A 22,189-nucleotide genomic window follows, 5' to 3' on the forward strand; every position below is an offset into this window, starting at 1 on the left:
AACGAACATTTACTCTAATTGCTGTAAAAATAAATGAAGGGCTTGTTGTCCTTCATTTATTTTATCTGCTAGAACATCTAACCATTCGTTTAAAACTTCATCAGTTTCATCAATAGCGCCATATTCCATTACTTTTGCATGAAGTTGCACATCATTTAAACCAACAGATCCAGCGGCTCCTTTAAGCTTGTGCGCTACCGATTTGTACTCTTCTCTATCACCGCTATTTAATGAAGCAAGTAACTCTTGTTGGTATTGTGGGTTTAACTTTTCAAACAACTGACTACTGCGTTTAAATACAACCACTCCCATTGAGTTAACAAAGTCTTCTATTGTCTCAACATCAAGTAAATGAGCATCAATGCCTTTAAGTGCTTCTGCACTTACTTTTAACTGAGGCGCTTTATTCTCTATTTTTTTAATATCAAATAGGTCAGCAAGCATTTTATCAAGTTTCACTGTATTAATAGGTTTAGCAAGTGCTCCTTGTATTGATATTCCCGCAAGCTCTTCTTCTGCGCTTCGAACGTTAGCAGTAAGTGCAACAATCGGTAATTTATCAAAATAACTATCTGCTCGTATCTGCCTAGCTACTTCGTCACCATTTATATCTGGTAATTGCATATCAAGTAAAATTAAATCTAAATCGTCTTCAGTTTCAACAAAAGATAGAGCATCTTCACCTGTTTCGGCCCATAATACTTCGTGTCCTCGCTGCTCTAATAAGTTAGTCGCAATCTCTGCATTGAGCGGCACATCTTCTACCAGTAAAATATGCAGGCTTCGACCAACATAACCTTGTTCCGTTGGAGCAATACAGAGGCTTAACGGTATTTGAACCGTAAAACAACTGCCCTTCCCTTCGGTACTATCGACAGTGATAATACCATTCATAGCACTCACTAAGGCCTTCGTAACAGCAAGTCCTATTCCTGAACCAATTGCATTAGTCCCTTTTATATCTGGTGCTTTATAATACATATCAAATATTCGTGGGAGTTGCTCTTGCGGTATGCCTTGGCCTGTATCTGAAATTTTCATGACTAACCAAGCGCCTTCAGAGCGATTTTCTCTACGGCAAACCAGCTTAACTTCACCTTGCTGAGTAAACTTAACAGCGTTATTAATTAAGTTCCATACAACCTGGCGCAATCGGGTCGGATCTAACTCTGCATATACGTCAAGCACACCATGACGCTCAATATTAAACTTTAGTTCTTTTTGTTCAGCAATAAGCCCAGCAAAATTCACAACGTCATTAATAAAGTCAGAAACATTAATTGAATTAGTGGCTATATCGAGTTGTTCTCTATCTATTTTATCTAAATCTATAATATCGTTAAAAATATTACCTAATGTTTCAGCACTCGAGAAGACTGTATTACACCAACTGCGTTGCTGTTTATTAAGATCCGTATCAAGTAACATCCGAGTTAACCCAACAATACCATTTAGCGGAGTACGTAACTCATGACTCAATGTTGCAATAAACTTCCCTTTATCTTTATATGCTGTTTCAAGTGCTTGCGCGGCTTCTTTTCGGCTGGTGATGTCACGGCCAAAGCCAAGTAAACCTATGTAATCGCCCTCATCATTAATAAAAGGAAGTTTACGTAGTTCAAACCAACGAGTTTCACCGTTTACTTCGTAACCAACATCGATAGTTAGGGGTTGATGGTTTTGCTCTACTTCTTTATCGGTTCTTAAAACTTCAGATAGAAAATCACTTGGAAATATTTGCTCAGCTGTTTTACCAATAAGCTCACTGCTGGACTTTCCCATTACTTCTTCAAATACTTTATTACATCCAGCAAACACACCATTGTTATCGCGGTAATAAAATAAATCAGGTGATGAGTCAACAATAGAGCGTTGCAACATACTTTGTTGTGCTAACTCTTGCTGTGTTTTTTTACGTTCTGCTATTTCTCGGCGTAACTCTTCAATAGCGCGATGCTTAGCATGAAATGCCATTTTACGTTCATCAATTTCAATATTTAATCGGCTGATATTATCTTTAAGCGTCTGATTTAGTAATTTTTCTTGTTTGGTTGCGCTATCTAAATATGCATATGAGGCGTCTAACTGACGGATTGAATTGAGTAGCACACTAATAATTAGCGGAGACACAACAGCAGCAAAAAAACCACGGCTAAAATATCAACAAAGTGAAATTCACCTATTGCGACATAATAAAACATGCTCGATAGAATAAGAGATGCGGCTAATAATAAAGAATAACAAATAGCGGCAGTTTTAAACTCACCAAATCGTGTTATTAAGCTGGAAAGTACCCGAACCCAAGGGCTCAAAGAATAATCGGTCATACGTAATTTTATCTCTTAGCGGTGTGCTTAAACATAAGTAAGGCAGTAAAAATTGCTAAACATACTATTTTTGCCGATTTTAGCATTTTTCTATTAGCTATTTTCATGTTGTGCGACAAAAACAGAAAAAATTCATGCTCGAAAGTAAACACTATTAAAGTCCTCATTTCAGGAGATGATTATTTCGTGTAAAATACGACGCCTTATCATTGCAATTAACGAGTAACATACCATGCAAACTAATATGCCCGATATAGCTGACACCGCCCCCGCTTTACAAACAGGTAAATTAGACTGGGTTGGTATGGGTGAAATTGAGCTGCCATTCATTTTCGAATCCCGTGATTTAGCGCCTGTTACTGTTAATGCTAAAGCCCGTGCATTTGTTAACCTTCACAAAGAAGAGGCTAAAGGCATTCATATGTCGCGCCTATTTTTAGCCCTTGATATGTTGTCTACTGAGCAGCAAGTTAACCCTCAAACTATAGCGCAAGCACTCGATACATTTATTACTAGTCACGAAGGCCTGAGCGATAAAGCACAAATTGAATTTAAATTTGAACTACCATTACGCCGTAAATCACTACTAAGTGGTAAAACAGGTTGGAAAAGCTATCCAATTACGCTCACTAGTACACTTGAAAATAACAATATTCATTATGAGCTAACAGTCGACGTTACTTATTCTTCAACCTGTCCCTGTTCAGCGGCGCTTGCTCGTCAGCTGATACAAAATGCATTTAGTGAGAAGTTTAATCAAGAAACACTAAGCCAGAAAGACGTACGTGAGTGGCTTGGTACAACGCAAGGTATTGTTGCCACCCCTCACTCACAACGCTCTATTGCTAATGTAAAAGTAAAACTTAATAGCAAAACTGATGAATTTGACGTCGTAAATTTAATAAACATGCTTGAGGAGGAACTAAAAACACCTGTTCAAGCCGCAGTTAAGCGCGAAGATGAACAGGAGTTTGCTCGTTTGAATGGTCAAAACTTAATGTTTTGCGAAGATGCTGCACGTAAAATAAAAGCATTACTTGAACATAATAATTACGCAGATTATTGGCTACAAATAAACCATTATGAATCACTCCATGCCCATGATGCAGTTGCTATTGCAGTTAAAGGGCTCACTAACGGTTATCAAGCTTAACCATAAACTGAATAAAGCATAAAAACGCGATAACAATAAAACCTTAATACACATTATTTAGGCACACTAATTGCTTTAGTTATGCAGTGTCAATTTGTTGTTATGAGGTTACCGTATGGAATTCGCTTTATTATCTATTTTAGTATTAGTTGTGGGTGCGTCTGTTGTTGTATCAAAATTTAGTGACGATGGTGGGAATCCGTATCCATTTACTCGCAAGCAGAGCGTATTTACACAAGTAGAGAGTGCCTTTTTAAGTTTATTAGAACGTGCTGTTGGCGATCAATACAAAATTGTAAGCCGCGTAAAATTAGTCGATGTAATTGATTGTAAAGAAGGCTTATCACCTAAATCTAAACGTGCAGCAATTGCTAAAGCAAAAAATAAACAACTTGATTTTGTATTAATCGATAAAGATAAAATGACTATTGTAGCCGCAGTTGATTTAGTTAATAACGCAAATAAAGATGGCCACAAAGCACAGCGTGATTGGTTTGTTAATGGTGCACTTGAAGCAGCAGGTATTCCTCATATTCGAATGAAAGTAAAGTCGGGATACCGCCCTTCTGAAGTACGCGATGCTATTATGTATAAAATTGGTAAACCTGGCGCCTCTCAAGCAAAACGCCCAATTCGTAATCGTGTTCATAAACCGGCAGTACTATCACCTTCTCAAGCAAAGGCACAAACAACAGCTTTAGCTGAAATTTAGTAATACTCTGAGCTAAACACGTTTCTAAAAGTATTTTAAGCGAGCCGTGAAAACTGCTCGCTTTTTTGTTTTTTATGGCTAACTTCACGTATAATCAAGTCATTCAAACTCAGGAATTAAACATTATGAATGTTGGTATTATTGGCGCAATGGAGCCAGAAGTTAAAATTTTACGCGAAGCTATGCAAAATCCACAAATTTTAACTAAAGCAGGTTTCACTTTTTATACTGGCGAACTAGCTGGTAACACAGTAACACTTGTTCAATCTGGTATTGGTAAAGTGGCATCAACTATTGCAACCACCTTACTTATCGATAACTTTAAACCTGACTGCGTAATTAACACAGGCTCAGCCGGTGGATTCGATCCATCGCTAAGTGTTGGCGACGTAGTCATTTCGTCAGAAGTACGTCACCATGATGTAGACGTCACTGCTTTTGGTTATGAGATTGGCCAAGTACCACAAATGCCAGCAGGCTTTGCAGCTCACCCTAAATTGGTTGAAGCAGCAGAGCAAACAATCGCAAAAATTAGTGATGTTAAAACATTAGTGGGCTTGATTTGTACTGGCGACACATTTATGTGTGACCCTGTACGCATTGATAAAGCACGCAGCGATTTTCCTACAATGCTTGCCGTTGAAATGGAAGGTGCTTCAATTGCACAAACATGTTTTACGCTTAATACACCATTTGTGGTTATTCGTTCGATGTCTGATATTGCAGGAAAAGAATCACCGCAGTCATTTGAAGAATACCTAGAAACAGCATCAATCAATTCATCTAAAATGGTCGTCGCACTTTTAGAAAAGCTAACGGCAGTATCTCTGTAAATGCTTAGCAATATTGTTCAGAACCATTTGGACTTTATTGCCTTTATTATAGCGCTCTTTGCTGAGCGCTTTATTCCTCTTGTTAGTTGGTATCACCCCAATACAGCGTTAAATGCTGTTTTTAGTGCTATTGGTAAGCGTATATATAAAAGCAAAGAACCTAAAAGTTACCAATATTTAGCTGCAACACTCGCAAGCACGCTTATTTTAAGTGTCATTCTCATTATTGTGGTGCTATTGCTTGAATTCGCTTTTTACCCTGAATTACTCGCAGGCCTTATTTTATATTTATGCCTCGAAAGTAAAAGTATTGATAAAAAAGCGCTGCGTATTGCAAAACTAACTAAACAAAATCAAAAATCGACAGCACGCGAATTACTAAAACCACTGCTTGCCCGTGAAGTAAGCAGACTTTCATCTGCTGGTATTATCAAAGCATTAATAGAGAGTTTAATACTGCGCACTGCTCGATACTATTTCGTAGTTATATTTATATTTTTAGCTTTTGGCCCCATTGCCGCCCTTGCTTATCGACTACTTACCTTAATACTGCAAGCATGGCGTGGAGATATCTTTCCTAACAGCCCGTTTTTAAAGCCACTTAAAGTAAGTTTGTTTATCATTGAGTTTATTCCTATGCGCTTACTCGCTTTAACTATTGCAGCGAGTAGAGCAAGCAAACAAAGCATGCATTATATAAAGCATTATGGCCGGCACTTTTATCAAACAAATACGGGCTGGCTACTCAGTACATGTTCTGCATCTAGTGGGGTACAACTAGGCGGACCAGCTGTTTATTTTGGAACTCGCTTTAATAAAATGCGTATTGGTACTGATAGATTACCCACACCCAATGATGTACCCGTAATAATTAATAGACTGAATCAGGCACGTGTATTTTGGTTGTTAGTGATAGTCAGCATAGAAATATTAAAAGTGATTTAAAGGGCTCAAAATACGAGCACAAAAAAACCAGCCGAGGCTGGTTTTTACGTTTTTAAACTGTGTTTAAGCTACAGTGATGTTTGCAAACTTACGTTTACCTACTTGGTAAATAGCCGTTGTGCCTTTTGCTATTTCAAGTTTGGTATCGGTGATTTTATCTTCACCGTTAAGTTTAACTGCACCTTGCTTAATCATACGCATTGCTTCTGATGTACTTACGACTAAGTTTGCTTCTTTAAGCAAGTTAGCAATTAAAATAGCATCTTCGGCAATTGTTACTGTCAGCTCAGGGATTTCATCTGGCAGCGCTTTTTTCTGAAAGCGTTGAATAAAATCATTATGAGCAGCTTGTGCATCTTCTTCACTATGAAAACGCGCTATTAACTCTTTTGCGAGCTCAATTTTAATATCGCGCGGGTTAGTACCTTGCTCAACACGTTCTTTTTGAGCTGCAATTTCCTCAATAGAAAGCGCGCTTAATAAATCGTAATAACGCCACATTAGCACATCACTAATTGACATTATTTTACCAAACATATCGTTTGGCGCATCAGTAATACCAATGTAGTTACCAAGCGACTTAGACATTTTTTGAACGCCGTCAGTGCCTTCAAGTAATGGCATCATTAATACTGTTTGCGGCTTTTGACCCTCTACTTTTTGTAGCTCACGGCCCATTAACAAGTTAAAGCGCTGATCAGTACCACCCAGTTCAACGTCAGACTCTAGTGCAACCGAATCCCAACCTTGTACAAGTGGATATAAAAATTCATGAATCGCAATTGGCTGACCGCTGCCGTAACGTTTTTTAAAATCATCACGCTCAAGCATACGCGCAACGGTTTGATTGGCAGCAAGTTTTATCATACCTGCAGCGCCTAACTTTTCCATCCAAGTAGAGTTAAACGCAACTGTTGTTTTTGCTGGATCAAGTATTTTAAATACTTGCTCTTTATACGTTTCAGCATTAGCCAGTACATCTTCACGAGTAAGTGGTTTACGCGTTACATTTTTGCCTGTTGGGTCACCAATCATGCCTGTAAAATCACCAATTAAGAAAATAACCTCATGACCAAGATCTTGAAAGGTTTTCATTTTATTAATTAGTACAGTGTGCCCTAAATGCAAATCAGGTGCTGTTGGATCAAAACCCGCTTTTATTTTTAGCTTTTTACCCGTCTTTAGTTTTTCAACTAATTCGTCTTCAATTAATATTTCTTCTGCACCGCGTTTTATCTCTGCAAGAGCGGTTTGTAAATCCACTGTGTATTACTCCAAAATTCTGCCAACGAAAGAGGCGACTAGCTAGTTGCGTTATCTCGATTTAATACAGGTTTAAACCAAGATTATATATGTAACTAACATAACAAATTTTACCTAATTAAAATAACTTTTTAAGTGATTAATGCAACTAAACATAATACGTATAGTCTGAGTTAACGAAGCAGTTAAAAAAGGTCTTCAAACCTCGATTCTAGCGCAATTCAGCGTTAGTTTAAATCTACAAAACACTAGTATTCGCACATTATTAGGTATATCCTGCAATATTATGTATTTATTATCTTGACAGCAGAAAAAGGCACGTTATGGTTCACGTGGTTAACACCCTCCCCAAAAAACACAAATTGCTTATTCTAGGTTTGGTTTCTGCTATTGCCGGCTTGCTCTTTCTTCCTTCTGAAAAAGCAACTGCATCTAAAGATAATAGTGTAAATGCACTAGAGATTGGTAAGCGCTATGAGTTACAAGTTAAAGTTGATAACAACGAAAAATTAACTGAGTTAAATTCAGAGCAAGCAGCAGAAAAGTTACCAGAATACGACTTTGTCGATCATAAAGTTAAAAATGGCGACAATTTAGCAATTATCTTTAAGCGTGCTGGTTTTTCGGCTCAAACGCTTCATAAACTAATTAACACTAATGCAGAGACTCGCAAACTGACTAAAATTCACCCAGGTGAAATACTTAGTTTTGCGACAGCTGAAGATGGCTCCTTAGCCCAACTGCGCTATGTAATTTCAAAAACAGATACTTTATTTGTTACCTTAAATGAAGAAGGTAACTACGATACAGCTATTGATAGCAAAGAAATTGAAACGCTAACCAAAACCGCTGGCGGCGAAATATCTAACAACTTTTGGACTTCAGCAATTGCAGCTGGTTTAAGCGAACGCCAAATAATGAACTTTGCTGACATATTTGGTTGGGATGTTGATTTTGCAAACGACATTCGCAAAGGTGATGTATTTGGCTTAATTTACGAGTCTCACTATGTTGATGGCGAGTTTATTGGTACCGGTAAGATTATTGCAGCTGAATTTGTAAACCAAGGTCAGCGCTTTGCAGCTATTCGCCATACCGACGGCAATTTTTATACGCCTGAAGGGCGTAGCATGAAAAAAGCATTTTTACGTGCACCTGTAAGCTTTAAGTATATTAGTTCGAGCTTTAATCCTCGCCGCTTACACCCTGTTACTGGGCAAGTTAGAGCGCACCGTGGTATCGACTTTGCAGCACGCACCGGTACACCAGTTGTTGCATCTGGTAACGGTAAAGTAATTAAAGCGGGTTACAGCAAGTACAACGGTAACTACGTATTTATTAGCCATGGTACGCAATATGTAACTAAGTACTTACACCTAAATAAGAAGCTAGTTAAAACGGGCCAAAAAGTTAAACAGGGCCAACAAATTGGTACTGTAGGTTCTACAGGTCGTGTTACTGGTGCACATTTACACTATGAATTTTTAGTAAATGGCGTTCACCGTAACCCTAAAACTGTAAAACTACCTAAGTCAGAGCCATTACCTCGCTCAGAACTTGCCAAGTTTAAACCTATTGCTGATAACTTTATTGCCCAGCTTGAGCGCAATCGCGAGCTACAGTTAGCACTTAAATAAAGTTTATTAATAAACATTAAAAAAGCCTTTGCAGGTTTAACCTGCAAAGGCTTTTTTGTATACGCTATAAACCATTAGTACATTAGTACATTAGTACATTAGTACATTAGTACATTAGTACATATATGAGCTGAATAACTAAAGACACCATCACTAATGGCCAAATATATTTACTGTATTTGGTTGCGCCGTTGAGCCCTATTTTAGTTTGATACTTTTCAAGTAACGGAATAAGCACAGCAAGTGCTACAAACAAACCAATTAAAATAACGAATATATTCATATCAGTGCCCTACTTATGGTAGCTCATGCCCTTTAGCGCTCACATAAAGTGCATACCAATGATCACGAGTTAGCTCTACATTTACAGCATCACAAGAGGCTTTAATTCGCTTAGCGTTAGTCGTCCCAATAATTGGTTGGATCGATGCGGGATGGCGAAGCAACCATGCAAGTACAATTGCCTCAGCAGAAGTACCATAAAATGCTGCCAGCTTATTAACTAAAATACTGGTGTTTATATCGGCCTGCGATGCATTTGATAAATCACTACCAGTGTACAAACCTTGGCATAAACTACCCCAGCTTTGAATTTGGATTTCAAAATGGCGACAGTACTCAATACTGCCTGGTGTAAAATTAAGATCTTTACCGTCACTGTTACCGGCATATATGCCTTCATCAACAAACTGATGTTTTTGCAGGCTCGCTTCTATTTGATTGGCAACAATTGGCATGTCAAGCGCATGTTGTAAAAAGTTCATTTGGTGCTGCTGCATATTAGATACTGCAAAATTGCGTACTTTGCCACTTTCTTTTAAACAACTAAACACACGTGCAATTTCATCAACTTCCATGAGTGGATCAGGGCGGTGCAACATAAGTACATCTAAGTACTCTGTGTTTAATCGCTTTAAGGACGCTTCGACTGATTGCTCAATCCATTTAGCTGAAAAATCATAACGCTTCGGCCCTAAGTCATCTTCAAATCGAATCCCACACTTAGATTGAATATATATATGTTCTCTAAGCTCTGCTCGCTCACTTAGCGCTTTACCAAATACTTGCTCGGCCTTACCAAAGGTATAAATATCAGCATGGTCAAAAAAGTTAATACCACTTTCAATGGCGTTATCTATACATTCATGAGTTTGCTTAACATGTGCGTCAGTGATTGCGTCTTTATTCCAACCGCCGCCCAGACCCATACATCCAAATACAAGCTTACTAACATTAGGTAAATATTTTGCTAAAGGTGTGTGGAGCATTATGACTATCCTTAAAATTGCGAAGAACATCCACTTTAAACAAAAATACAGAAACAAGAAACTATTAACGACGAGAAATAAAAGCAAAAAAAGCGCAGTAAACTGCGCTAAATCATTTATTAACTACCACTTTAATTATTAGCCAACAAGTGCTAATAAAATACCCGCAGCAACGGCACTACCAAGTACACCTGCTACGTTTGGTCCCATTGCATGCATAAGTAAAAAGTTATGTGGGTTACTTTCAAGGCCCACTTTATTAACTACTCGTGCCGCCATTGGCACAGCCGATACACCTGCCGCCCCAATTAATGGATTTATAGGCGTTTTAGATATTCGATTAAGTCCTTTTGCCATAAATACGCCAGATGCCGTACCAATTGCAAACGCGAGTGCGCCAAGTACTAAAATACCAATCGTCTCAACAGTTAAAAACTTATCTGCAGCAAGCTTTGAGCCTACAGCTAAGCCTAAAAATATAGTTGTAACATTGATGATTTCGTTTTGAGCACTGTTACTTAATCTATCAACAACACCTGACTCTCGCATTAAGTTACCTAAACAAAACATACCTACCAGCGGTATAGCAGCCGGTAAAAACATAGCCGTTAAGCTAAGCACCATAAGAGGGAAAATAATCTTTTCCTTTTTAGATACTTTACGAAGCTCTGGCATTTTTATTTTACGTTCTTCTGGAGTTGTTAACGCACGCATAATTGGCGGCTGAATAATTGGCACAAGTGCCATGTATGAGTATGCGGCTACCGCTATTGCACCAAGTAAATCAGGTGCCAGTTTTGACGCTAAAAATATTGCAGTAGGTCCATCTGCTCCACCTATAATCGCAATAGCCGATGCATCCTGTAAAGTAAACTCAAAGCCTGGCACATAGTTTAATAATATCGCGCCAAACAGAGTCGCAAAAATACCAAACTGTGCAGCCGCACCCAATAGCAACATACGTGGATTAGCAATAAGCGCACTAAAATCGGTTAGCGCCCCTACTCCCATAAATATCAATAACGGAAAAATCCCCGTATCAATACCCACATAATAAACGTAGTACAAAAGCCCACCAGGGTCTGACAAACCTGCCACTGGTACATTTGTTAAAATCGCACCAAAACCAATAGGTAGTAATAATAGTGGTTCAAAGCCTTTAGCTATCGCTAAAAACAGTAATAAACACCCTACCGCAATCATTATTAACGATGGGATTGTAAAGTTAGCAATGCCTGTCGCATTCCAGAGGTTTAAAATACCTTCCATCCTCTATTTACTCCTAAGCTAATGCAATCATAGCGTCGCCGGTAGTTACAGCATCGCCTTCACTAACTAACACTTCAGCAATTGTTCCGGTATGCGTAGCGCGTATTTCAGTTTCCATTTTCATGGCTTCCATAATAATCACTACATCGCCTTCGTTAACAACTTGCCCAGCTTTTACTTTAATCTTAAAAATATTACCGGCTAGAGGTGCGTTAAGCGTTTCGCCTGATGCTACCGAAGCCGACTGGGGAATGTGCTCAGAGTCTTTTAAGGTTACTTCTTTAAGTTCACCACCTTGCGCCACTACTACGTCGTAAACTTTACCATCTACTTTTACGCTGTACTGCTCAGCTTTTACGCCGTTATTGTTTGAAGTTGATTTAGAAGGTGCTTTACTGCTTTTATCTTCAACACAAGGTACTGGCTCGAATGCATCTGGGTTGTTGCGGTTTTTAATAAACTTCAAACCAACTTGTGGAAACAATGCATAAGTTAGTACATCATCAATTTGATCATCAGCAAGTGTTAAACCTTGCTCTTGCGCTTCTTTTAATAATTCAGCTTCAAGCGTTGCAAGCTCTGGTGCAATGTTATCTGCAGGGCGACAAGTAATAACCTCAGCTCCATCAAGTACACGCTCTTGTAGCTCTTTATTCATTGGTGCTGGTGTTAAGCCATATTCACCTTTTAATACGCCAGCAGTTTCTTTAGTAATTGTTTTATAACGCTCACCTGTAAGCACGTTAAGTACTGCTTGAGTACCTACAATTTGCGACGTGGGTGTAACTAAAGGTAAAAAGCCAAGATCTTCACGTACACGTGGGATCTCAAGTAAAACTTCATTAAGCTTATCTGCCGCGCCTTGCTCTTTAAGTTGGTTTTCCATGTTTGTAAGCATGCCACCAGGTACTTGAGCTAGTAAAATACGACCATCAACCCCTTTTAAGCTACCTTCAAATGCCGCATATTTTTTACGTACATCTCTAAAGTAAGCAGCAATTTCTTCTAGGTGATTTAAATCAAGGTCAGTATCGCGCTCGGTACCTTCAACTATCGATACAATAGTTTCAGTAGCAGTGTGTCCGTAAGTCATACTCATAGATGAAATAGCGGTATCAAGCATATCAATGCCTGCATCAATCGCTTTTTGATAAGTCGCAGTACTTAAACCCGTTGTAGCATGGCACTGCATAGCAATAGGAACCGATACAGTTTCTTTAAGTGCTTTAATTAGTTTTTCAGCATCGTATGGCTTTAATAAACCCGCCATGTCTTTAATACAAATTGAGTGACAACCTAAATCTTCTAATTGCTTAGCAAGAGTCAGCCACATTTCAAGCGTATGAACAGGGCTAACTGTGTACGAAATAGTACCTTGAGCGTGTGCGCCTACTTTTATAGCCGCTTTAATAGCTGTTTCAAGGTTGCGTACATCGTTCATTGCATCGAATATACGAAATACGTCAACGCCATTTTTGTGCGCGCGCTCTACAAATTTTTCAACTACGTCATCAGCGTAATGACGGTAACCCAATAGGTTTTGACCGCGTAATAGCATTTGCTGTTTAGTATTGGGCATCGCTTTTTTAAGCGCACGAATACGCTCCCAAGGATCTTCGCCTAAATAACGAATACACGAATCAAATGTAGCACCGCCCCACGATTCAATAGACCAATAACCTGCATCATCTAGCTTGCTAGCAATAGGTAGCATATCGTCTAAGCGCATACGTGTTGCGAGCAATGATTGGTGCGCATCGCGTAATACCAATTCTGTTAATTTTAATTTAGCCATGTGTGTGCCCCTTATTTGTTATTTGATTTGTACTGAGCAATGGCAGCACTAATAGCAGCGATGTGCTCATTAGGCACACCTTGAGATTTAAAAGACGGTGATTTAGCTGGTGATGCCTCTGGTTCGCTAAAGCGCGTCACCAAATTAGACATAAGCGTTACTGCACCAATTAATATCGACAGAAATACAAACACCCCAACCATACCAGTTAGCATTAAGCTACCAGCCGTTGTGAGTAGAGCACCTATATCCATTTTTCTCCCCCTTGAAACCCATATCGAAAATAAAAAATCGATTTAATTAAATATTTATTCACTGGATAATAACAAAACTAATTATTTTGTCTACTCCTTGTAAATTGGTAAAACCAATTAAACTATAATCAACATAAAACTCAACTAATTTACATACCAGAACCCTGCAATCACGCAGCCTACAATAGCTACAGGAAATAATGACTATAGCTAATAGTTATATATAAGTTGTTAATTAACTATCCGGTTAAATAAAAAAACATGAAAAATCATAGGAAACACAAAAACAAAGGACAAATTGTTAATTGGTCTTACCAAAATAAATGTATTTAGTGAATATTTGCCAGCAATGTGTAACGGTGTGAATAACTTACATAGCAAAGCGTAAAAGTTACTAATCAACTAATTACCCAAAACACACAAAAAACATAAGCACATGATATTAAACAACAATACACTTTGGCATGTAACTGGCATTAGTTATTGTGAGCAAAATTTATAAACCAAGGAGAAAACAGTGTTACGCTGGACAATCACATTTTTAGTTATTGCTTTAATCGCTGCAGTGTTAGGTTTTGGTGGCATCGCAGGTGCCGCAGCTGGTATAGCAAAAATTATATTTTTTATCTTTTTAGTACTTTTAGTGATTTCATTAGTTTCAGGTGCACTACGTGGTAAATCACCCAGGTAGATAATCCATAGGACTAACAAACACTTATACTTAATTAACACTTACAAGGAATTACATTATGAATTCAACAACTGTAAAAGCAGCACTAATCGGTCTATTCGCAAGTTTTTTCATCATGGGTTGTGAAGACAATCATGCAGAAGACGCAGGTGAACGTATTGACGAAGCAGTAACTGACGTGCAAAACAAAGTAGAAGATGCATGTGAAAATGTTAAAGAAGGCGTAAACGCTGAAGAAACTAATTGTTAATTCTTCTTTTACTAAAAAAGCGGCTCTCAAGAGCCGTTTTTTTGCCTGTTTATAAGTATCGAACAACTTCCCCCATTTTAGCTAATGAGTCAAACCGCACTGATACCAATCCGTAATAATACTTAATCAATTTGAAGGATTAAATCAGACACCAACTTCGTTAAAAATCTCTGATATAGAACAACTAAATAACGAAATTTTTACCTTGTTACCAACACGGTTTTCTTACCTCAAAATAATTGATTGATCAACTACTAACGCACCGCCGCATCGTAAAACCCATAGATATAACTATGAAACATGGATTGGCGCAATGTTAGGTGAGAGTATGGCTACAGATAAGACAGTGTTCTTAAATAAGCTTAGAAATACAAAAATGCTTATTAGAACAGGCATGTTACCTGCTAGAATATTTGAAAAAAAGGATGAGTTATGGAAAGGGATCTAGTAATTTTCAAAATACATAAGCCATCAAAAACATACGACATAATCGACCTCACGACTGTTTCTATGGCAAAGCAAATTGCTAAAGAAAAAGAGAGCAGTTTTAACGAGGCAGTGAAAATAGCTATGGATGATTTCCCAAGAGGGAAAGCTAAAATATTAGACGTTGTAGAAAATGGGTTTAACTGTAAAGTTGAGAAAGAAGCTGAGCAACAAGACTATGATATAAACTTATTTTCGAGTTACTTGGTGTTAAATAAAAAAGCTTACACGGCCATAGGTAATCATTTACAAGGCTGCGGGGAATTTGTTCCATTGAATTGTGAGAAAGAATTATTTTTATTCAACCCACTAATTTTTGAAGAAGAAGATAAAGATTTGACGGAAAAAGCTTATCTAGATGGATTTGAAGATGGTCTAAAATCTCTGGCCTTTAAGTCCGATCTAAATCTAATTTTTAAGTCGAGCATGCAAGGTGGTAAATCAATTTACTGTAATGCCGCATTTAAAACTCTTGTGAAAGAAAATAATTTAACTGGGATTACTTTTAATAGTGACTTACTTAGCATTTTTGCATAGCAGCCTCTAAACGCAGCTTTATAATTCGGAATGCCCTCACTCACGACTATAAAAAGTATCCTTGAAATATTAAGCCTTTGTCAACTAACATAGGTCATCAATTATTTCGAAGTTGCTTGTTTACGCTCATATCATTTACATGTAACTTTATGCTAAGCATAAAGAAAGCTATATATTTACAAAAATAGCACTTGAACTAAGGACGGTAAATGCTCAATTGCATCTATAAAGAAGATAATTCAATTTGCACAACCACTGATTATGAAAATAACCCAGATAAGTATCGTGGCTTAATTTATTGTATAGAATGCGGTGTAAAAGCATGGTTTACAAAGGGTTATGAAACGCAGAAAGTAAACAGGATGGCATGCTTCGGTGCAAAACATAAAGATGGCTGCAATGCATCAACTGTAGAGTTTATTTCAGACGATCATGAGGTGAATGAGGGTGATGAATTAAACCAAAATAGCGATATTAGGGTAGATTTAGATAAAGCATCAACACAATCTATATATGTGTCTAATGATAATAATAAACATGGTGATGATGAATCCGAATGGAAAGGTAAATCCAAAAAAAGAGCTATTGGTAATTCAGATGGCTTCCCTTTAGGAAAATCTCTTCGTCAACTATTAACCAACCTATGTCGCAATACTGACTATGCCGATGATGATCAAACGATTACCATCGTAGCTAATTCTGGACGAGTAGTTATCGAAGGCGGACTTAACCAAAGCTTAGTAAAAATAGAAAATGTAACTAGAAATCATATTGGTAAAGACTATATTTTCTGGGGAAAGGTCAATAATCTGAGCACAGATAAAAATGGAGATCTTTGGCTCAACTATGGTGATTATAGAACAGAGCCAAGTATAGCTCTTAATTCTCGTTTGAAAGAGGAACTGCTCACAAACTTCAAGCTTAAAGATGTGTCTGAACTAGATGGTTCAGATGTTATCATTGTAGGCCATGTTGGATTTTCAACCCAAGGGAAAGCAATAATTAAAACAGGCTTTACTAAGTATATGTCATTTAGACGAATTAGAGTTGCTTAGAAGAATGCATTAATTGTTTACTAGCAAATTTTTAAGCCTAAATTTATGGATTTATAATTTATGGAAGATTTTGAAAAACAGTTTTTATTTAATTTTTCCCCAGCTAAGTTACAGAGTACTTTTCATGAAAAAATAAAAAATAAAACAGGTAAAGGTATCGATGGAGTAAGCAGTGCACAGATAGAAAAAAATCTTGGTTTAATTTCATTAGGAATATCAAAAAAAGTACTGAGCTCTCAATACCGTTTCAGCCCATATTTAGAGATAGTCAAATCTAAAGGCCGAGGGAAAACTCCGAGGATAATATCGAAACCTACCATTAGAGATAAATTAACCTTATGTGCTTTAAAAGATACTCTCCACTACTATTACGACAGCTGTATTCAAAAGCAGTTGCCGAATAGTTTCATTAGAGAGATTAAAGACCTAATAAGTAAAAATGACCTTGAAAAAACCCACTACCTAAAAATAGATATAAAAGGGTTCTATGACAATTTAGATCATACGAACCTTTTAGACAATTACTTGGGCGGACTAAATAATGAGCATGTAATTGCTTTAATTCGTCGTGCTATCAAAAACAAAACTGTACCTAAAAACTATAAGAAAAAAGACTCATCAAAATATCATGGAACACGAGGAGTTCCGCAAGGTTTGTCTATCTCTAACGTTCTTGCTGGTATCTATATGAGCAGCTTTGACAAGGAGCATTCTAAAATAGGTATTAAATATTTAAGATATGTGGATGATATTTTAATATTTGCTCACGAATATGAAATATTAGCTATAGAGGAACAAATCGATAAAGCTTTAAAAAAATAGGTTTAGAAACAAACGACAAAACTGAAAAAGGTTTAATTTCAAAGCCATTTGATTACTTAGGTTATAAGATTTCATCTGAAAAAATATCTGTCAGAGAGTCTACTATTGATCGCTTTATTAACTCTATCATCGCTATGTTTACAGACTTCAAGTTAAACTTTCATTATAGGGTCGAAAATTCTAAGTGGTTAACACCTGAGCATATGAAAGCTCTTTTTTTATTAAATATTAATGAAAAGATTACAGGAGCTATTACTGAAACGAAGAGATATGGGTGGATCTTTTATTTCATAGAAATAACCGATATTCATAGTTTACATAAACTAGATTCTATTATTAGTAAACAATTTACTCGATTAGAGATGTTCAATAAGCAGCCCCCAAAAGAGCTAAAATCACTTGTTAAAAGTCATTATTCAGCTAAATACTCTACATTTGATGGCTATATACATAATTACGGCGTTTACAAATCAACAATTGAAAAAATTCGTTTTTTAGTTAAATTTGGTTATCTTAATGAGCAAGATACACAGAATTTTACAGAAGAAGAGATTGCAAGAAAGTTTGAGATTGCTAAAAGTACAAGATTAGTGAAATTAGAAGAAGATATTGGTAACATATCTTAGGTACCCCTCCTGTACAAATGTGCAAGTCCCTATCTTAAGATAACGGGCTAAGGTAATAATATCGGCTTAAGCTGTTTCTAGTTTCTAACTTAAACTTATCGTTAGAGAATAACTACTTGAATCACTAGAGGGGTGCCCTCATTATTTGGAAAAAAGATTATGGATAATAAAGAACTACTAAACAATAGAATTTGGCGAACAAAGGGTTCTAGGTTTAATGCTTACAGAAGGCTAGCGAAGAAAAATAGCACCTTAACATTTGTCACTTCATGTTCATCGATACATTTATTAGCCATTAGTATTATTCAACTGACCAATCTAGTTACTATATCTACAAACCAATCACAGTGGCTCAGTTTCATATCTATTATAATATCTATTATCATTTTGGCTTATGGTTTATATGAAAATGGTAAAGAGCACGGTCTAAAATCTGAAAGGCACCACTCATGTGGAATTGAACTCGATGGCTGTTATTCAAAGTTACAATTCATTCCGAATACTGAAACAGACAAAATTTCAGCTATAGCAAATGAATACAACCAAATAACTGCAAAGTATTTACTGAATCATGAGACAATAGATGATATTTATTTTCAGCTACAAAACCCTGATGACTTTCCAAATATAGCGAAAATAAGTAAATTTAAAAGACTAAGAATAGAACTAAACTATAAACATTATGACACTATTATTGGGTTTATATTCGTAATAGTCCCTGTGCTTATATCACTAGTAATTATGTTTTATAGAGCGTAGAAATATTTTTTAAAATTAAAAAGAGTTCACGACTTCTTCTAACCTTTTGACACTAGTCACGCCATGTGTATTTATCTGTAATCCTACCTTTGGAAGCTCATGACCAACAACCTTTTGAAACCCAATGGGACCAAATCTTGACTTCATACATCATAATTTGCCACTGTTAGCTTATCGCTATTTGCTTAAACTCAGCTGAGTACACGATCATACGGCTCAAAACTAGTGACTTATCTTAATTTTTAAACACAAAAAAGCCCGCAGCGTTAACTGCGGGCTTTTTTGTTGAATGAGTGAGTCAGCCGGTAAGCCGGGTTTTGTCCTTTCCGAAGAAAGTGATAATCATTCGTCTAGGCCATAAATCGCTCTATGGCTCAAGCAACCTACCCGGTTCTCACGTGGGCCACGCGTTCATTATTTAAAATGATAGAACCCTATTTGGTCTTGCTCCGAGTGGAGTTTACCTTGCAACCGACTATTACTAGCGGCCCGGTGCGCTCTTACCGCACCCTTTCACCCTTACCAACCCGAAGATTGGCGGTCTCCTCTCTGCTGCACTTGTCGTGGGCTCACGCCCCCAGCCGTTAGCTGGCACTCTGCCCTATGGAGCCCGGACTTTCCTCCCCCTGATCATTTTCGTCACAGGCAGCGATCATCTTGGCTGACTCGGCGCGCAGTATACATGAGGCTAATACCAAGCGCAGTAAAATTTACTCTTTTTCTTCAATAATTGTTTTGTATAAAGCGTTTTTCTTCATTCCAAAGTATTCAGCAACAACGCCACAGGCTTTTTTCATTGGCATTTCACTCTCAAGAAGTGCCAACATTTTGCGCGCTTCAGGCGGAACATCGTCTATTTGCTTTGGTTTGCCCGCAAGCATCAGCACTATTTCGCCGCGCTGCTTGGTAGGATCATCTGTTAAAAACTGTTTAAGCTCACTGACACTACCATTAAAAAATGTTTCAAAGGTTTTGGTTAGCTCTTTAGCAAACACAACGTGTTGATCGTCGCCAAGTGCTAGTGCTAAATCATCAAGGCTTGCCATAATACGGTGCGTACTTTCGTACATTATGCTGGTGATACCTGAGTTAACAGCTTCGGTAAAAAGTCTTGCCGAGCTTTGCTTTTAGCTGGCGTAAAGCCTAAAAACTGAAAGCGGTCGGTTGGTAAGCCTGAACAACATACAGCGGTAATAGCAGCACACGCACCAGGTATAGGTGTCACATGCGCGCCTTGCTCACGGCATAAGTTTACAACCGCGTAGCCTGGATCACTAATTAGTGGTGTACCAGCGTCAGATACTAAAGCAATATTTAAACCTTGATTAAGTTGATCAATAATTTGTTGTGCTTTTTGCTTTTCGTTGTGGTCGTGTAATGCGAATGTTTTAGCCTTGATACCAAAGTGGCTAAGTAGCTTGCCGGTATGGCGAGTATCTTCAGCAGCTATTAAGTCAACCTGCGATAATGTCGCGATTGCACGCTGACTTAAGTCGTCATAATTGCCAATTGGGGTGGCTACAATGTAAAGAGTGCCAATTTTCTGTGAATTCTCCTCATTTAACATTGAGGTCTCCTGCGTCAGTCAGTAATATAAGCAAATCGCGTTAACGTATTGGGAAATCATTGTGCGACTTAAACTAGTTAGTCTATTAATTATATTGTCAGGGTTATCGGCGTGCAGCACAACCGAAAAACCAACTAAAAACAGTGATAACTTCAGTAACAGTGCAAATGCATTAAAAAATCAAGCTACCAGCGCACAATCTATCTATCAATTGGCTCAAAATCGTCAAGGGGCTGATAAAATACAATTGTTGTATAGCGCAAGAGATGCAGCTATTACAGAGCAAAACTGGCCGCTACTAGAAAAAATAGGTAGCGACCTTGAATTAACAGCCAGTGTTGATCAAATTCAAAACCGTCTTTATATTGCGTTTGCGCAAAAAAAACAGGATAAAAATGCTCAAGCCTTGGTTATTCTACAATCGCTAGACGGGCAACTAACCCAACCCGAGCACTTTGCATGGCATCAGTTTTTAACTGCCAGTATTTACGCATCACAAAATTTTCCTAAAAAAGCGGCCCCTTATTTCTTTAGGGCATCTGAGACAGCAGCTAAGAATAATATTGAGATCCCACAGCTTAATCAAAACTTGTGGGATAACTTAAAAAAACTGTCATCTTATGCATTAGAGCGCTTTAACCGAGGTTCAGTAATTCAACAAGGTTGGGCTAACCTTGCCTTATATCATCAAGTATATACAAGCAGCGGTGTTGAGTTAGATCAAGCAATCAATAACTGGCGACGCCGCTATGTTGGACACCCAGCGGTAACGGTATTACCTAAACAAGATGAATTGTTTACAGAGTTTTCCCCTATAAATATAGAACGTTTGGTTATACTGCTCCCGCAATCAGGCCCAAATGAGCGATTAGGCGATGCACTCAAAGCCGGTGTTCTAGCTGCGCTTGATAAACAAAACATTAGTGAAACTCTGTTTCTAGATGAAAACCTAAACACTGAAGAACTTGCAGCTAAAATTGAGGAAATAAACCCCGACTTTGTTGTTGGACCTTTGTTAAAAGCCAATATTGATAAACTTACAGCAGCTAATACCTTGATAAATATACCGGCTCTGCATTTAAATACCTTTGATGGTGAGCGTATTTCATTGCAGCATTACTTCTTTGCACTGAGTCCTGAACACGAAGTAGAACAAGCTTTAGAACACTTTTTAGCCATGGGCTACCAAAAACCAATGTTGCTTGCACCTAATAATGTAAATGGCCAACGTTTAATTGACTACTTTAATTTACAGTGGCAACGCTACAGTGAAACCAAACCTCAGATTGGCCTGTATAATGATAAAAAAGACATGCCTAATACAATTACCAGCTTACTAGAAGTTGATAAGTCTAAAGAGCGTATAAAAACTGTAAAAGCACTTTTTAAACAAGAAGTAGAGAACGAAACGCGATCGCGTAGTGACATAGATGTTATTTACATTTTAGGTGATGCAATAGAAACCCGTTTAATTAAACCTTACCTTGATGTAAATGTAAGTACATTTGCTGATCGTATCCCACTTTATGCCAGCTCTAAAAGTCATAGCAAACAAATTGACCGTACAGATAAAGGTGATCTAGAAGGGCTATATTTTACTGAGCTCCCATGGATGCTTAACTCACAAGTTAAACTACATACCTTGCGAGCACAATATGACACTTTATGGCCTGAACAAGTTGATATAAGCCAACGTTTATTTGCTATGGCGTATGATGCAATATTAGTACTTCCAGAAATAAGGCAATTAAGTATTGTGCCTGGCAACGAATTTAGTGGTTTAAGCGGTAAGTTATCTATAAACAGCAATGGGCACATAGAGCGAACATTAAATTGGGCGCAGTATTCTAATCGTCGTATAAAACCTGTGCAGTTAAAAACGCAGCGCCCAATACCACTATTTATGCAATCAGCAAATACAATACAAACAAGTAATTAAA

19 protein-coding genes, 1 other RNA gene and 2 pseudogenes are annotated in these 22,189 nt (G+C 37.6%); 13 read left to right on the forward strand and 9 right to left on the reverse strand.

All coding sequences use genetic code 11. The features are described from left to right. Positions 1–9 precede the first annotated feature (9 nt). Positions 10–2,327, reverse strand: a pseudogene (gene arcB / locus P4S71_RS05075) (aerobic respiration two-component sensor histidine kinase ArcB). Between the two features lie 232 nt (positions 2,328–2,559). On the opposite strand from arcB, the gene folE2 reads away from it, so the two are divergent. The 4 genes from folE2 (at position 2,560) to P4S71_RS05095 (ending at position 5,970) form a co-directional block, all read left to right on the forward strand. Continuing rightward, positions 2,560–3,480: a GTP cyclohydrolase FolE2 gene (folE2, locus tag P4S71_RS05080; protein ID WP_337150234.1), complete on the forward strand. Its 921-nt coding sequence runs from the start codon at positions 2,560–2,562 to the stop codon at positions 3,478–3,480. Positions 3,481–3,595: 115 nt separating this feature from the next. Then, positions 3,596–4,192 (forward strand): DUF2726 domain-containing protein, encoded by a 597-nt coding sequence (locus P4S71_RS05085; RefSeq protein WP_007378398.1) that lies wholly within the window; start codon positions 3,596–3,598, stop codon positions 4,190–4,192. Between the two features lie 125 nt (positions 4,193–4,317). Further along, on the forward strand, positions 4,318–5,025 hold the full coding sequence (gene mtnN, locus P4S71_RS05090) for a 5'-methylthioadenosine/S-adenosylhomocysteine nucleosidase (RefSeq protein ID WP_008133796.1): 708 nt from the start codon (positions 4,318–4,320) through the stop codon (positions 5,023–5,025). Next, on the forward strand, positions 5,026–5,970 hold the full coding sequence (locus P4S71_RS05095; protein ID WP_337150235.1) for a cobalamin biosynthesis protein CobD/CbiB: 945 nt from the start codon (positions 5,026–5,028) through the stop codon (positions 5,968–5,970). It begins immediately after the preceding gene. Positions 5,971–6,033: 63 nt separating this feature from the next. Here the strand turns inward: P4S71_RS05095 and tyrS are convergent, their stop codons facing one another. Then, complete coding sequence (gene tyrS / locus P4S71_RS05100; protein ID WP_007378401.1) at positions 6,034–7,233, reverse strand: tyrosine--tRNA ligase; 1,200 nt, start codon at positions 7,231–7,233, stop codon at positions 6,034–6,036. Between the two features lie 323 nt (positions 7,234–7,556). On the opposite strand from tyrS, the gene P4S71_RS05105 reads away from it, so the two are divergent. After that, positions 7,557–8,870, forward strand: coding sequence for a peptidoglycan DD-metalloendopeptidase family protein (locus tag P4S71_RS05105; RefSeq protein ID WP_096793703.1), 1,314 nt, complete (start codon positions 7,557–7,559; stop codon positions 8,868–8,870). A gap of 106 nt (positions 8,871–8,976) precedes the next feature. On the opposite strand, the gene P4S71_RS05110 is transcribed toward P4S71_RS05105, so the two are convergent. The 5 genes from P4S71_RS05110 to P4S71_RS05130 form a co-directional block, all read right to left on the reverse strand. Continuing rightward, positions 8,977–9,153 carry a hypothetical protein gene (locus P4S71_RS05110; RefSeq protein ID WP_007378927.1) on the reverse strand — a complete coding sequence of 59 codons (177 nt, stop codon included), beginning with the start codon at positions 9,151–9,153 and terminating at the stop codon, positions 8,977–8,979. A 13-nt stretch (positions 9,154–9,166) separates the two neighbouring features. Continuing rightward, on the reverse strand, positions 9,167–10,138 hold the full coding sequence (locus tag P4S71_RS05115) for an aldo/keto reductase (protein ID WP_337150236.1): 972 nt from the start codon (positions 10,136–10,138) through the stop codon (positions 9,167–9,169). Positions 10,139–10,276: 138 nt separating this feature from the next. Further along, the gene (locus tag P4S71_RS05120) at positions 10,277–11,407 is read right to left on the reverse strand and encodes a sodium ion-translocating decarboxylase subunit beta (RefSeq protein WP_002961942.1); all 1,131 of its coding nucleotides are present in this window, start codon (positions 11,405–11,407) and stop codon (positions 10,277–10,279) included. A 13-nt stretch (positions 11,408–11,420) separates the two neighbouring features. Next, entirely contained in the window at positions 11,421–13,202 is a 1,782-nt protein-coding gene (gene oadA / locus P4S71_RS05125; RefSeq protein ID WP_076925245.1) for a sodium-extruding oxaloacetate decarboxylase subunit alpha, read from the reverse strand. A gap of 11 nt (positions 13,203–13,213) precedes the next feature. Then, complete coding sequence (locus P4S71_RS05130; RefSeq protein WP_076925244.1) at positions 13,214–13,456, reverse strand: OadG family protein; 243 nt, start codon at positions 13,454–13,456, stop codon at positions 13,214–13,216. 517 nt (positions 13,457–13,973) lie between these two features. Between P4S71_RS05130 and P4S71_RS05135 the strand changes: the two genes are divergently transcribed. The 7 genes from P4S71_RS05135 to P4S71_RS05165 all read left to right on the forward strand — a co-directional run bounded on the left by P4S71_RS05135 (position 13,974) and on the right by P4S71_RS05165 (position 18,682). Then, positions 13,974–14,147, forward strand: coding sequence for a DUF1328 domain-containing protein (locus P4S71_RS05135; RefSeq protein WP_002961939.1), 174 nt, complete (start codon positions 13,974–13,976; stop codon positions 14,145–14,147). A gap of 58 nt (positions 14,148–14,205) precedes the next feature. Next, a complete protein-coding gene (locus P4S71_RS05140; protein WP_007378921.1) occupies positions 14,206–14,397 on the forward strand; it encodes a hypothetical protein in 192 nt (63 codons plus the stop codon). A 432-nt stretch (positions 14,398–14,829) separates the two neighbouring features. Then, on the forward strand, positions 14,830–15,420 hold the full coding sequence (locus tag P4S71_RS05145) for a hypothetical protein (RefSeq protein WP_007378919.1): 591 nt from the start codon (positions 14,830–14,832) through the stop codon (positions 15,418–15,420). 209 nt (positions 15,421–15,629) lie between these two features. After that, complete coding sequence (locus P4S71_RS05150) at positions 15,630–16,475, forward strand: hypothetical protein (protein WP_096793707.1); 846 nt, start codon at positions 15,630–15,632, stop codon at positions 16,473–16,475. Between the two features lie 60 nt (positions 16,476–16,535). Continuing rightward, positions 16,536–17,297, forward strand: coding sequence for a reverse transcriptase domain-containing protein (locus P4S71_RS05155; protein ID WP_337150237.1), 762 nt, complete (start codon positions 16,536–16,538; stop codon positions 17,295–17,297). 203 nt (positions 17,298–17,500) lie between these two features. Beyond that, positions 17,501–17,923, forward strand: coding sequence for a hypothetical protein (locus tag P4S71_RS05160; RefSeq protein ID WP_337150238.1), 423 nt, complete (start codon positions 17,501–17,503; stop codon positions 17,921–17,923). 159 nt (positions 17,924–18,082) lie between these two features. Further along, the gene (locus tag P4S71_RS05165; RefSeq protein ID WP_096793709.1) at positions 18,083–18,682 is read left to right on the forward strand and encodes an SLATT domain-containing protein; all 600 of its coding nucleotides are present in this window, start codon (positions 18,083–18,085) and stop codon (positions 18,680–18,682) included. Between the two features lie 290 nt (positions 18,683–18,972). On the opposite strand, the gene rnpB is transcribed toward P4S71_RS05165, so the two are convergent. Next, positions 18,973–19,351: RNase P RNA component class A (rnpB, locus tag P4S71_RS05170), an RNA gene on the reverse strand. 41 nt (positions 19,352–19,392) lie between these two features. Further along, positions 19,393–20,249, reverse strand: a pseudogene (rsmI, locus tag P4S71_RS05175) (16S rRNA (cytidine(1402)-2'-O)-methyltransferase). Positions 20,250–20,310: 61 nt separating this feature from the next. Here rsmI and P4S71_RS05180 point away from each other — a divergent pair. Next, the gene (locus tag P4S71_RS05180; protein ID WP_337150239.1) at positions 20,311–22,188 is read left to right on the forward strand and encodes a penicillin-binding protein activator; all 1,878 of its coding nucleotides are present in this window, start codon (positions 20,311–20,313) and stop codon (positions 22,186–22,188) included. The last annotated feature ends 1 nt before the right edge of the window (position 22,189 follow it).

This window comes from Pseudoalteromonas sp. B62 (assembly GCF_037162565.1).
GTDB classification, from domain to species: Bacteria; Pseudomonadota; Gammaproteobacteria; order Enterobacterales; family Alteromonadaceae; genus Pseudoalteromonas; species Pseudoalteromonas fuliginea.